Annotated in this window: 12 protein-coding genes; all 12 read right to left on the bottom strand. The window is 69.3% G+C overall.

All coding sequences use genetic code 11. From position 1 onward, the window contains the following. Positions 1–650 precede the first annotated feature (650 nt). The 12 genes from N4G70_RS34350 to N4G70_RS34295 all read right to left on the bottom strand — a co-directional run bounded on the left by N4G70_RS34350 (position 651) and on the right by N4G70_RS34295 (position 12,851). Positions 651–1,055, bottom strand: coding sequence for a hypothetical protein (locus tag N4G70_RS34350; RefSeq protein WP_261716701.1), 405 nt, complete (start codon positions 1,053–1,055; stop codon positions 651–653). Positions 1,056–1,072: 17 nt separating this feature from the next. Further along, positions 1,073–1,633, bottom strand: coding sequence for a hypothetical protein (locus N4G70_RS34345; protein ID WP_261716700.1), 561 nt, complete (start codon positions 1,631–1,633; stop codon positions 1,073–1,075). Further along, positions 1,630–2,067: a hypothetical protein gene (locus N4G70_RS34340; protein WP_261716699.1), complete on the bottom strand. Its 438-nt coding sequence runs from the start codon at positions 2,065–2,067 to the stop codon at positions 1,630–1,632. The genes N4G70_RS34345 and N4G70_RS34340 overlap by 4 nt, the downstream gene beginning before the upstream one ends. Positions 2,068–2,617: 550 nt before the next feature. Next, the gene (locus tag N4G70_RS34335) at positions 2,618–3,535 is read right to left on the bottom strand and encodes a hypothetical protein (protein ID WP_261716698.1); all 918 of its coding nucleotides are present in this window, start codon (positions 3,533–3,535) and stop codon (positions 2,618–2,620) included. A 15-nt stretch (positions 3,536–3,550) separates the two neighbouring features. Beyond that, a complete protein-coding gene (locus tag N4G70_RS34330; RefSeq protein WP_261716697.1) occupies positions 3,551–4,768 on the bottom strand; it encodes a C40 family peptidase in 1,218 nt (405 codons plus the stop codon). Further along, positions 4,768–5,544 carry a hypothetical protein gene (locus tag N4G70_RS34325; protein ID WP_261716696.1) on the bottom strand — a complete coding sequence of 259 codons (777 nt, stop codon included), beginning with the start codon at positions 5,542–5,544 and terminating at the stop codon, positions 4,768–4,770. The genes N4G70_RS34330 and N4G70_RS34325 overlap by 1 nt, the downstream gene beginning before the upstream one ends. Positions 5,545–5,547: 3 nt before the next feature. Continuing rightward, the gene (locus N4G70_RS34320) at positions 5,548–7,623 is read right to left on the bottom strand and encodes a hypothetical protein (protein ID WP_261716695.1); all 2,076 of its coding nucleotides are present in this window, start codon (positions 7,621–7,623) and stop codon (positions 5,548–5,550) included. Between the two features lie 2 nt (positions 7,624–7,625). Further along, positions 7,626–8,252 (bottom strand): hypothetical protein, encoded by a 627-nt coding sequence (locus N4G70_RS34315; protein WP_261716694.1) that lies wholly within the window; start codon positions 8,250–8,252, stop codon positions 7,626–7,628. Continuing rightward, on the bottom strand, positions 8,249–10,807 hold the full coding sequence (locus N4G70_RS34310) for an ATP-binding protein (protein WP_261716693.1): 2,559 nt from the start codon (positions 10,805–10,807) through the stop codon (positions 8,249–8,251). The genes N4G70_RS34315 and N4G70_RS34310 overlap by 4 nt, the downstream gene beginning before the upstream one ends. Next, positions 10,804–11,373 (bottom strand): hypothetical protein, encoded by a 570-nt coding sequence (locus N4G70_RS34305; protein WP_261716692.1) that lies wholly within the window; start codon positions 11,371–11,373, stop codon positions 10,804–10,806. Before N4G70_RS34305 ends, N4G70_RS34310 begins: the two co-directional genes overlap by 4 nt. Further along, on the bottom strand, positions 11,373–11,636 hold the full coding sequence (locus tag N4G70_RS34300) for a hypothetical protein (RefSeq protein ID WP_261716691.1): 264 nt from the start codon (positions 11,634–11,636) through the stop codon (positions 11,373–11,375). Before N4G70_RS34300 ends, N4G70_RS34305 begins: the two co-directional genes overlap by 1 nt. An 84-nt stretch (positions 11,637–11,720) precedes the next feature. Next, on the bottom strand, positions 11,721–12,851 hold the full coding sequence (locus tag N4G70_RS34295; protein ID WP_261716690.1) for a conjugal transfer protein: 1,131 nt from the start codon (positions 12,849–12,851) through the stop codon (positions 11,721–11,723). Between the last annotated feature and the right edge of the window lie 144 nt (positions 12,852–12,995).

The following is a 12,995-nucleotide window of genomic DNA, read 5'->3' as shown; positions in this document are numbered from 1 at the left end:
TCCCCTGACGGCGTTTCACGCCGTCGAGGGCTCCGCTTCGCGGAGCCTGACCGCCGTTTCACGGCGGTTGTGGGGGTTGCTCGGGCCGCTTCGCGGCCTCTGACCTGGGATTTTGCCGCTTCGCGGCTAGGCTGGCTAGGAGGGGTGGGGGTGACCTCGTCGGTTCCGTTTCCCTCGAACTTGGTTTCTATTTTCCTCACCTCCCTTTATCTAATTCCGTTTAGGTTTCCTACCATAAGGGTTGTTCAATTCTTTGTCAAGTGTGGTGGTCGCCTCTTTATCGGGCGCCTTTCTCGGTAATTCCTTGGCTTTATGAGAATACCTCAGCATTCGTTTTCCAAACGGCCGTAGGCCGTTTTCCTTTGCCCCGCAGGGGCGGGCCCCGGCGCGAAGCGCCTTAAAGGGGCCCACCGCGATAGCGGCGGCCCGATAGGGCCGGGTCCTTTCCGCCCCGTGGCCGAAGGCCACTTAGGGGGGCGGGTTTCCTTTCGGGCCCGCGAAGCGGGACCAGGCCGCCCGTGGCCGAAGGCCACATAAAGGCGGACCAGCCCGAAGGGCTGTCGATTGGCCGCGCATTTGGGCATGGAAAAAGGGTGACCATTCACCGGTCACCCTTTTTCTGTTGCCTAGTCGTTACCTAGGCCGTTCTGTCAGTCCGTCATGTGGTCGAGCCAGTCGGCGGGTTCCATCCCGTCGATGGTCGGCCGGTCCTCGTCCCACTTGAAGTCACCGGGCGAGAGCTCGACCCCTGCGGCCTTGGCCCTTTCGAGGTAGGGCTCGATTTCCTCGGCCCGCTCCTCGTCGAGCTCGGCCTCAAAGTGCATGAGGCCCGCGTCGATGACGAGTTCCGGGGCGCAGCCGTTGAACCGGGCGAGGTGGAACAGGTCGGCGAGGAGGTCGCCGCCCAATTCCCTGAGAACGTCGCCGTCCACGTCGAGGGTGCCGTCGAGGTAGTTTTGCCCGGTCTCCGATCCGAATGCTTCCAGGGCGGTAACCGCCCAGTGCGCGCGGGTCCTATTGGCCTCGGCGGCGCCGTCCGCGTAAAGGTCCGTCATTTCCTTTTCCCTGCCTTTCACTTGCCGTAGACGGTGATTGCGGCGCGGACCTTTTCCGCGTCGAGGCACCCGGGGTGCCGGAACGTCGAGGGCGGGTTGCCGTTGCGCCCGCGCAGGTGGGACCAGTAGCGGGGGCCCTGCCACCCGCAGAGCTGGCACCGGAGGAACCAGGGGTTATCGGCCCCGGGGTAGCCGCCGAGGGGGGTCCAGAGGAATTCGGCGAGTCCATCCATGGCCTTGCGCGCGGCCTCGGTGTTCCGGGGCGTGGCGGGCATTCGCGGGTGCAGGAGGGGCACCGGCCCGACCAATTCGCGGGGCGCGGTTTCCTGGTCCTCCTCGGCGTTCTGCGGGGTGATCTGCCGCAGCTCGTACATGGCGACGAGGTAACCGGCGGCGAGTTCCTTCCCGACGCTTCCGGCGGCGACTCGGATCTCTTCGTTCTGTCCGGCCGGGACGGCGTACCAAGCACCGTGCCACCGGTAAATGCGGCCGATGTGCAGTCCGTTGAATCGGACCGGATAGCGGCATTCCTGGTTCGGGTCGCCGAGTTCGTATCGGCGCATTTCGTTGTTGGTCACTTGCTCCACCCCCACCAAGAACGGATTTCGTCGGCGCTCTCGCCGTAGTTCTCCTCGACCATTTCGGCGAACGAGGCGCCGGGGTTGGTGAGGCTCGTAATCGCGGCATTCACGACGAGGTTGATTGCGTCCTCTTCGGGCTCGCCGAGGCTGATCTCGCCGAGGACCATGTCGGCACCCGCGTTGACGGCGGTCCGAACGCTTTCCTCGGTGTAGCCGAGTTCAGGCCGCTTGATCCCGAGGCGGCGCGCGTCGATGTACGCCGCGAGGGATTCCGTCGCACTCCGCATGGAGTCGAGTCGGGCGTATTCGGCGTTCGGGCACTCGTCGGCGGTGAGGAATTCCTCGATTGCCTCCATGAGGCAGTCAAGGGAGTGGGCGGGGTCGGTGGCCGTGGACAGGGTTCCGTCGGCCGAGACTCCCCAGACCTCCATACCGTCGAGGTCGATATCGCGGCGGTCGAGGAGGTCCCCGCATTCGGGGCACTGGAACAGGCCGTCAGGCCGGACGCAGTAGGCGGAGAGTCCTCCGCACTGCGGGCAGCAAATTGGGTTCACTGAAAGCTCGCCTTTCGCGTAGCGCTTCCGGGGCGTGACCCAGGAGGCCGCACGGCACGGCGCGTACTTTTCGGCCCGGTGCGCGCCGAAGGCGCAGGGCCGAAAACCCTTTTGCCGGTGCGCGCCGAAGGCGCAGGCAAAAGGGCGGTCCCGCGAAGCGGGACCGAATCGCCGGTGAACGCGCCGAAGGCGCCCGGCGATTCGCCCGGAGGGCCCGCCAGGGCCCGCAGGGCGGTGCGCGGCGTGCCGTGTGGCACCCTGGGCCACGCCCCGGAAGAAAGGGCCCGTCAGGGCCTCTTGAGGCCCTGCGCCGCGCCCTGCCGCGCCTTGCTGCGCCCCGTTGCTGCGCCCTGGCCCAGAACGCGCGAGACCCCCCTCCCCGTGTGTCGGGAGGGGGGTCTCGCGCGTTCTCGGTGGCGGTGCCCTGCTACGCCGCTGCGCCCCGTTCGAGGACGCGAATCACGGCCTGTGCGCGCCGCTTGTTCTCCGGGACGTCCCCCAGGAGGACGAGCACCGGCTCGGCCGTCTCGCGGGCGTACTCGGGATCTTCCACGGCGAGGCGAATCCACACCGCGTGGGCGTTGCTGATCACCCGCTGTGTCTCGTCCTCGGGGGCCCCTGCCTCGCGGCGGCGCTGCGCCGTCTGGACGAGGAGCTCCAACGTCTCGGCCCAATCCTCTGTCTCCTCGACCCGGCGCACGGTGAACGCGGCCCTCGTCGTCATCACGTTGACCGTGGGCGGTGCGAGAGGCCCGAAGGCGCCCGCGAGGGCGGTCTCGATCTGGGCGGCGGCGACGATGGCCTCGACGAGCCGTCCCGCACGTTCGTGGGCGACGAGCTCGGCCCAGACGGATGCGTACTGCGGCGGGAGGGGCGCGGCCCACTCGGGCGGTACGGCGGCTGTGGCGCGGCCGGCATCCGGCGCGGCGGGCTGCTGTGCGGTACGGGCCTGAGTGCCGACCGCCGCCCGCTGGGGTGCCGCTGCCGAGGCGAGGGTCACGACCGGCTCGGCCGGGGCCGGGGAGGTGGGGGCCGCGGGGGGCGCCTGTGCGGGCACGGGTGCCGGCGGTGTCGGGTGCGGGCGGTCGAGCGTCATCACGTCGCCGTTGACGTCCACGATCAGGGGCCAGGCCGCCCCGTCGGCCTCCTTGGCGAGCACGCGGACGGGGCGGCCGTGAAAGGCCGCCTTGATCCGGACCTCGGCGAGGGCGCGGACGCGGGCCTCGTTGGCGTTGAGGCCCGGCTCGGTGACCTCTTCCCCGTTGACCGCGGCGACGCCGTTCGAGCTGACGGTGATGGTGTAGATCGGGGTTGCGGGAATCTGGTCGGGGTCAGTGATGGTCATTGGTCTTTCTCCGATCTATCCACCCTTGGGGAAATACGGTGGTGCCCAACCGACGTATGTAGAACCCCACTTACTTTCAATGTCGGTGGCGGGTACGACGTCAATGTAACCCGGTCTGAGGATATCGTTGCTGGCAATTTTTCCGTCGCCGAGATACACAGCAACGTGACCCGCTCGACCGCCGGTTTCCCAGTACATGAGGGCACCGGGCGGCGGGTTCCGGTCCTTGTCGTGCTTCATGCTGGCTGGCATCTCGTAGTAGTGGTCAATGGCGTAAGCCGTCCCGGAGAAACTCCAGCCGTACACCCGGGCAACGAACGCGAGGCAGGCGCGATACCAGTCCTTGCCGCCCGTCTTGGCCTCGTTCTCGGCCCAGGCGATGGCGTCCGCGGTGCTGCGGGGGTTCTTCACGTTCGCGGGCCACGGGGCGTCACCGTCATGGAACGCTTCACCGGGCTTGCCGGGGCGGTCGTTGGCGTCCTCGGGGTAGCACTTGGCGTTGGGGTCGTCGTCCTGGTCCGGGTTGGGGGTGGCGGTGTCGTCGCCCTGGCCCTGGTCCTCGTCGGCGTTGCCGCCCTTGCCGGGGCGGTCAAGGTCGATGCCGGCCTCTTTGGCTATCTGCCGGGCGGCGTCCTCCTGGCCGTCGTACAGCTCGGGGTGGGCGGACGCCTGCACCTTCTGTGCGGCCTGGCCGAGGCCCATCGTCTCCCACCCCCTTATGTCAGTCAGGCCGTGGATGCCGGCGGTGGTGTCGCGGTTGGCACCGAAGAAGAACATCCCGGCCGCGTAGGTGGGCTGCATGATCTGTGTCTTTGTGCCCCAGCCCTGCGACGGCCGCTGTTGGAAGAGGCCGATCGAATCGAGGTCGCCGTGATCGAGGTTGAGCAAGGTCGACTCTTGTAGGGCGGTCATCAGGCCGATGAGCGTTGCCCGTCCGGACAGGCCGCCATCGTCGGCCACCTTGTCAATGATCTTGGCGTTCGCTATCTGGTTCTTCCGAATGTCGCCGGTCGGCTGCTGGGCGTCTCCTCCGTCGCCGTCGCCGTAGTCGACGCCCGGTGTTCCACGTTCGCCGCAGGAGTCGGCGAACGCCTTCCCGCCGATGCCGGCACCGAAGATGCCGACAACGAACAGGAAGATCACGAACACCACCGACGCTATGGCAGTGGCCTTGATCTTGAGCCCGGTCCCGGCGAAACGGCCCACGGTCCGGACGGCGTCGCGTCCGTCCACTACAGCCCCAGGATTCGGGAGACGTGCCACCCGTCGCCGTCACCGTTGGTCAACTCGACCTGTAGCACGGTGGTTTCGCTGTAGTTGGTGTACCCCTCGACGTCTACCTTCGCTGTGGTCTTCCGCCAGACACGAATGGGGGTGTCCACGGGCAGGTCATTGCCCGCGGGCTCGACCTTGACCGTGCTCACGGTGGCGACTCCGCCGCGGCTGACGAGCTTGGACCATCCCGGGTCGGTGTGCCCGGCGAGGTTCTCGACGAGGGCCGCCGTCATGTACGGCTCGGCCCGGAGGACGCTCGCCGTGTGGTCTTGGTCCTTGGGCGGGTTGCGGGTGAGGTAGATCCGTACGGCCTCCTCGGCGACGTGGTCCGGCTTGCTGAGGTCGACGGCCGCCGAGGAGCTCGGCGACGCCGAGGGACTGCTCGGCGTCGCCGCGGGCGCCTCGTCCTGGGCGCCGGGGGTCGGGCTCGCGGTGGCCGTGACACGGTCGCCCTTGTGGCTCTCGCCAAGGAGGCCCGGCCACAGGAGGCGGGCCCCGACGCCGAGGCCCAGGATCACCAGCACGATGACCAGGGCACCGGCCGGGCGGATCGGGTCGCGGCGACGTTCCTCTCGAACCCATTCCTTCGTGCGGCGCCGGACGTCCTCGCGGTGCTCGCGCTTGGCCTCGCGGCGCCCGCGGCGGCCCTTCGTCTTCTTGACCTCCTCCGGGTAGGAGTACGAGGCGAGGATCTCCCGCCACTCCTCCGGGGTCGGTTCGTCTTTCTTCGTCATGGCTTACCCCCGTCGGCCGGTGTTCCTGGGCGCCGGGACCGCCGGGGCCGCTGGGCGGCGTGCCGGCGCGGTGGCGCGGGGCGGCGGCTGCGTGCTCCCGGTCGGCCGCGGTGGCGGACCGTTGGGCGTGCTGCGGATTACCGTCGCCTGAATGATCTTGGGATCGCCCGGCCGCGCGGGCGGCGGGGCCTGCCGGAAGGCGTAGTTCGGTGTCCCGCCGTTCTCCGGGCGCATGACCGGCGTCGGCCCCGACCCGATGGCCGGACGCGTGGCTCCTGCCCCTGCTGCGGTCCCCGCCGCGGCCGTGGTGCCCTCCCTGCCCCCAGGCAGTCCGGCGCGGGGCCTCGACGGCTGCGGGGGCAGGGTGGCGCGGGCCTTGCCGGTGACGTCGGACCGCTCGCGGTCGAGCGTGATCACCGGGGCGTCGGAGCGTCCGCCGGCAGTCGCGGCGCCGCCGCCGGGTGGGAGGGCCGGGCCCGCCCCCGCACCGGCTGTAGCCGGGAGCGGGCGGGGTGCCGGCGCGGGTGGCCGGTGGCGCGGAACGCGGGTGAGGACGACGTTCATGTCATCGGCTGCGCCGCCCCCGCCGCCGGGGAGCTGCGGCAGGTCGTCGCCGCCGCCCCCGCCTCCTCCTCCGCCGCCGCCTCGGCGACGTCCGCGGCCGGGCACGGTGCGCACGGGCTGATGGTCGACGCCTCCGCCGCCTCGGCGGCTGCTGCCTCCGCCGCCTCGGTTCATCATCTTGGCGAGGGCGAGGCCGCCGAGCATTCCGGAGGTGGTACCGCGGACGCCGAAGATTTGGGCGACGACGGCCCGGAAGTTCATCCCGACGATGGCGGCGGCGATGCTCAGGCCGCTGGTGGGGAGCCATCCGTACTGGCCGAACATCTGCGTCGTGGCGGCCTGTAGGGATAGGACCGCACCGAGGACCATCGTTGCGATCATGCTTTCGAGGGTGCGCGCGAGAACCTGATCGAACCAGGCGAGACCCCACTCGCGGGGGCGGCCGGGGATGACCCAGAGGCACGCGAAGATGACGCCCGTCAACAGAAGCATGAGGGCCCCGAGGAGGCTCGCCAACGAGGTGAAGGCGAGCATCAGGATTAGCGCCGCGAACAGGATCACGGAGATTAGGGCGGGAATGGTGACCATGATCCGGCCGACGGGGCTATGCCCCTGACGCCATGTCACGGAGTCGCCGCCGACTGCATCGTCGTCGACGGTGTCTTGCAACCATTCCTTGCGCTTGTCCTTGTCACTACCCTTGTCCAACAGGTCTTTTCCGTACTTCTCGCAGACCTCGAAAGAGCCGAATTCCGCGACACACCACGGGGTCGCCACATATGCGCGCCACACGGCATCACTCGATTTGCGGAGGGCGTCATCCCTGCCGTTCCCGCTGAATTTCGGCTTATGGTCGAGCTTGAACGGGAAGTCGCCCGAACCGTCGCCGAGGCCCTGCGACGTGGCGTTCATGGTGACGCTTGATCCGACCTGACGGGCGCTGTCGATGCCGCCGACCCAGGTCTGAGGGCTGGTCAGGAGCGAGACCGAGACCACACCGGAGATCAGCACCCAGGCGATTTGCGACAGGCCCCCGCCCCCGCCGCCCTTCCGGTGCTGCACGAATGCCACCAGGCCGCCGACGGCGAGTGCGCTCGGGAGGAGCGTCACCGTAAGGCCCTTGGCGGCCCCGCCGATGCTCTTGGTGATGGCGTTCTCAAGTTCGGGAATTGTGGTCAGTTGGAAAATCCACTGCACGATCACGATGCAGGCCGTACCGAGTACGGCGATCAGGCCCATGCAGATATCCGCGATGGCCTCGGCCATCGGGTCGAGGATGTCCCACTTACCGAAATCGGAATCGAGCTGCCACAGGGACGGATTGCTGTACGTCTCATAGAGGGTGCCCTCGCCGTCGGGCACCTTGTTGTCGGGCGACGGCATGAGGTCGCCGACTCCCGTTGGGTCGATATCCGCAGCGTGCGCGTGCCCGGCGAACACCATCAACGTGGTGAAGGCGAACAGGAGCGGAATCAACACGGTCCGCAGGCGCGGCAAGTTGTAGTAGACGAGCACTGTTACCCCTCTGACAGGGCGGTGCGGACCGGCGAACCGTGCCCCATGTCGCCCGCTTGTACGTCCTCGTGCTGGTCGACGAGCCAGGCCCCGCCCTGCTGGACCAGGCGCAGCGCGCGGCGCGTGGTGGTGGCGTCCTTGCCGGGCCACTTCACGGTGTAGGTGACGAGCACGCCGTACCCGGCCGGGTGGTCCTTGACCGCCGAGACCTCGACGACGTCCGAGGCCGAGACGGGGCCGGTGTCGGCCCGGTCCGGCCCGGTGGGCGTACGGGACGCGACGGGTTCGGGTGTCGAACCGTCGGCGTACGTCGGCGGGGAGAACGACGGCGAGGGGCTCGACTCGCTGGGGTCGGGCGTGGGCTCGTCCACGGTGAGCCGGTCGGCGCACTCCTCGACCGTGCCGCCGCGCAGCCGCGAGGAGCTGAGGCCGCAAGCGGCCTTCCAGTCAAGGCGGTTGGCGGCCTCCTGGTAGCGCTGGGCCACCTTCACGAGCGCATCGTCCTGGGGGGCCTGCTGCCCGCCGGCACTGGGGTTGGTGTCCTTGGTTCCGCCGTCGCCGTCCGAGGAGCATCCGGCAAGGGCGAGGATGCCGGCGGCCAGTACGGCGGCCGTCGTCTTGCGCATCATGCGTTCACCTTTTCCATGCTCACGGGATCGTCTTCGGCGGACTGGTCGGCCGCCTTGGGCGAGGTGTCGAGGAGCTGCAAGAGTTCGTCGCTCGGTACGTCCCACTGGACGGTGGCGCAGGAGAACCGGCGGTCACGGATCACGCAATGGCCGTGTCGAATCTCGCCGTCGGGCAGGAGGCCGACGGACTGAATCAGGGCGCGGCTGTGGGCATCCTTGGGCAGGCTGAGGAGCTCGGCCAACGCGTTCTGTTGTTCGCGGGTGGTGAGCTGGAAGCCCGCCACGGTCGTGAGTTGTTCGAGGACGCCGACCATGGAGACGAGCGACTCCGGGTCCTGCGTGTCGAGGAGGAGCGACGTCGCCAGGGCGCGGCCCACTCGGGCGATGTACTGCAAGAACGACGAGCCTTCCCGAGTCGCCGTGAGGACGTGCACCTCGGGAACGGCCACCACTTTGCGCAGGCCGCGCAAGTCTCGACGGCCTGCGGTGGTGATGCCGAACGCCAACATCGAGTGCATGAGGGCGACACTCAGGCGCTTCATGGGAGTCCAGTCCCGGCGGCTCTCCTCGGGCTGCGGCAGGGACAGGCCCGGCATCTGCACGACGAAGATCCCCGGCTCTGGGCTGATGGGCGCCCCCGCGCCGGTCGGGCGGCCCATGAACGGCGCACCCAAGGCGTTCTGCGCGAGTTCGTACAGGGCCTCACCCGCCTTGCGGCCGAGCTCGTCGTCCATCTTCCGCAGGTACTCGATCACCTTCCAGGTGGCGGGCTCGCCCTGGGCGATGACCTCGTTCACCGCGCGGGTGATGGGCGTCTCGGCCCCGGCCTCGCGCAGCCACTCGGGGATGGCAACGGAGAGTTGCGCCGGCACTTCACCGCGGGCGACGTCGACACCCTCGGACGCCAGGAGCGTGAACAGGTCGACGGCCCCGGCGAACTTGGGACCGGTCTCGATGAGGTGAGCGTTCAGACCGTAGCGGCGGGCCGCGGTGACGAGGCCGCCAAGGTCGCCCTTAAAGTCCAGCGCGAGGGCGTAGGAGCCGCGGAATCCGGCATCGAGGAGCGAGAGCATCATCGCGGTGGTTTTGCCTCGTCCGGACCGGCCGACGAACGCCGTCGTCGTGGCGTCGCCGCGGTCTGACCCGGCCGTCACGTCGTTGCGGAACGTGCCGGGCGTGCTGCCGGTGAGGTATCCGACGATGGGGCCGCGGTCGTCGCCAACCTTGGCGCCGCCCCACCACCAGGAGCCGGACAGTGCCGTGACGTCGCGGACGTGACCGAGGTCGGGCACGCGCAGTTGGTCCCCCGGCTGCACTTCGAGCCAGAGCTCGCGCTGCTCCTCCTCGCCGACGGTGACCTCGATCCCGAACCCGCCGTAGTGCGTGATCACCGCGTCAATCCGGGCCCGGAGGTCTTCGAGGGACGTCTCGCTCGTCACGATCAGCCGGGGGTGATCCTCGACGAGGGTCACGTCCTCACGCCGCATGTCGCGGGTGAGCTCGGCCATCACGTCCTCGGTCTCCTCGATGTCCCGGCCGGGGTCCTCGGCCGACGCCTTCGAGGCGCTGCGGCGCTGTTCCTTGGCGAGCCTGCGGGCCTCGTCCACCTTCTTGAGGGCGTCCCGCTTGGGCATCACGCGGAACCGTACGGACGCCTCGGGGCTGACGGGCTGGATAAGGGCGGCCGGGTCGAGGTCCGGGTCGAGGTCGTCCTCGTCCACGTCGGGCACGTAGTTGATCTCGGAGAGGACGCGCAGCCACTCGCCGTTTCCGGGGCTCTCCATCTGCTCGGGGAACCCCGACATGGTCAGCACCGACACCCAGGCCGTCACGTCGCCGTGGCCGTCGACCACCCGCAGGTGGTCGGGGTGGGGCAGGATGCGCCCGCGCGTCAGGGCCGCCAACTTGGCACCCGCGATGACACCGGCACGCGGGGCCGGCAGGGGGGTTCCGCGGTGCTGCTCGCGGCTGATCATCCATGCGAGCATCTCGACGGATGCGGGCTGCGCCTTCCACGGGGACGACTCCAGCCGTCGGCCGAGGCGGCGCATCTGCGCGTCGAGGCGCGCGAGTTCGCGGGAACCGACGGTCGAGGAGTTGAGGCCGAGGCCACCCTCGACACCCCGGCGGCCGAGCTTCTGCGCCTGCCCAGTGCGCTCGGTGAGGCGCACGCCGAGGAGGAGGTGACGCGTAGGCAAGGCGATCTGTTCGAGGCGGCCGACGCGGATCTGTGCCCACTCCTGCCAGTCCCCGGCGGTGAACATCTCGGCGGCCTCGGCGGCGTAGTCCTCGGCGTGTAGCGGGGACCACAGCACCCGAAGGTGGCAGTCGTGCCCGGCGAGGGTGCGCGCGAGGGCCGAGTTCGCGGCGTCGAGTTCGCCGTCGCGGGCCGTCTCCGACATGAGGTCGGTGTTCGAGGAGGCGAGGACGTACCACGCTTCCGTGTGGCTGTCGGTGATGACGAGGCCGTCGGCGAGGGCGACGTACTGCGGCGGCATCGCCGAGCGGTCACCGCCCACACCGAGGAACGTCCCGACCTTCTGTAGAACCTTCACGACGTGTTCCCCCTGTGCTGCTGCATTGCCTTGCGGCCATACGCCTTGCCGACGGCGTCAGGGCCGTACAGGCGAGGGCGTGCGGTGAGTCGGAGCGGGGCGCCGGCACCGGGCGGGACGGATTCCTCGGCGCCGAGCCATCGCTCGACGAGCGGCCCGAGCGGCGACTCGGCGAGGAGCTCGGCCTTTCCGGCCCACCGGGCGCGGCGGCTGATCCACTCGCTTCGGTTGGCGGCGCGACGCCCGGCGCTGATGATCGGCCGGTGTCCGAGGACGAGGTACCGAACCCCGATGCTCCACCGGGTGATGTTCCATCGGCGCTCGACTATCCGTGATCGCTGCGTGCCGTAGACAACGGTGATCAGCGGGGGCAGGAAGTAGAGCGTAAACGTGATCTTGGACGGGAGGCCGAACAGGAGCAACAGGGCGCCGGTCCACAGGGCGTAGAGCACGAGCCCCAGGACGAGGGCGCGGCGCGGCGCCCCCTCCCCGAGGTCCATCCCGAGCAACTCGTGTTGCTTGGTCTCAAGGTCAAAATGCCTGGTGTACGTGTTCCCTACGCGCATCAGGCAGACCCCGAGACCTTGCCCCACACGCCCGTAAGGAAGCCCTGCACGGTGTCAGGGGCCCAGATGATCGCGCCGACGAACACGGCGGCCACCCCGAGGGTGACCATCTCGCCCCACTCCTTTTTCAGGAAGTGCCCGAGGGCCCTCACCGCGAGGAACGCGGCGAACAGGTTCCCCACCACAACCAAGATCCAGTCTTTGAGCTCCGCCCCGGTGGTGAGTGGCGCGGCGAGCTCGACGAGGCGGTGCACAGGTTCCACGGGTTCCCCCTTGTACGTGAATGGGCAGGCTAGCCAGGAGTTATGACAGATGCTCATGATTTATGAGCTGGGGACATTGACGGGTCAGGCCGACCCGCCGCGGACGTCGTAGACCTGCCAACGGTGGGCGTCCGACGTCGACACCCGCGTGATGGTCACGCGGTAGACCTGCTCGACCGAGGCCCCGCCGAGGGACCAGGAGACGAGGGCGGTACCGGTGCGCCTGTCGCCGCTTCCGGTGTCCGCAGACCAGGAGACGAGCCCCTTGTACTCGACCCCGGCCGGAAGTGCCGGCACGCTCGCGCCCGGCGCCGTGACGGCGTCGGTGTCGCCCGCGGCGTACGCCGCAAAGAACTTGTCGACGGCGCCGTTGGTCTGCGTGCTCAGTTCGGGGTCGGTCTGCGTCGTGGGCGTGTCCGGCGCTTTGGGTCCGTGCTTGGGGATGCCGACGAGGCCGGGCCGCCCCGTGACGACGATCTGCCCGGCGGACTCGGCAACCGGCACGTCGAGGCCGACCCATCGGGCCGCCTCCTGGGCCGGGGTCGCCGCCTTGTCCTTGGCGGGTTCGGCCCCGGCCACGGGCCGGACGAGAGCCTCAACCCGTACGCGCGCCTGGGCGTTGTTGGTCTTGGTCACGGCGCCCGGCTGGACGGCTAGCACGTCTTGGCGGCCGTGCCCGTTCCATCCCATGGTGGTGTCGGCGTCCGGGGGCAGGACGGCGGCGAGGAGCTGCTCGCGCTCCTGGACCTTGCTCTCGTCCCACCCGAGGTAGGCGCGGGCGAACCTCGCGGCGACGGCCTGCGCCGCCTCCTCGGGGTAGGCCGCCTCGGTCTTCACGGCGGGCGCCTTGGGTGCCGGCGCCTTCGGCGGGATGAACCAGGCCCGCACTCCGGTGATGGCGGCCAGGACGACGACGAACCAGACCAGGCCGCGGCCGAGGCGCCTCAAGAACACGGCGCCCGACCGTTCGTCCTGCGGCGTCCACGGGGTGCCCGAGGAGGTTCTCGACGGCGCGGGCCGGGTGCCGTTCCCGGCCTTGCCGGTGGCGGTCTGCTGTCGCAGTTCGGCGCCTGCGGACTCCCACGGGTTTACCGGCCGGGGCGGCGTCTCCTCTGCCTGCCGTGGGACAGCGGCCGTCGGGTTCTCGCCGGTCCCGTTCTTGCCGGTTGGCTCCGGTAGGCCCATGACCTTCCGGGCGATGGTTCCAAGCGACACCACTCCCCGTAACCTCCCCCGTAACTAAGCCCACTTGGGCACATGTGGCCACTTGATGATCGACCATATGCCGCGTTCGATCACAGCGTCAAAGAAGTTGGTAACGACCCCCGGCAGGTTGTGGCTGGGCTGTGACACGGCCGT

This window comes from Streptomyces sp. ASQP_92, from assembly GCF_025399895.1.
Lineage (GTDB): Bacteria > Actinomycetota > Actinomycetes > Streptomycetales > Streptomycetaceae > Streptomyces.
The sequence above is the reverse complement of the archived record's forward strand: the minus strand, read 5'-3'. Positions and strand labels throughout refer to the sequence as shown.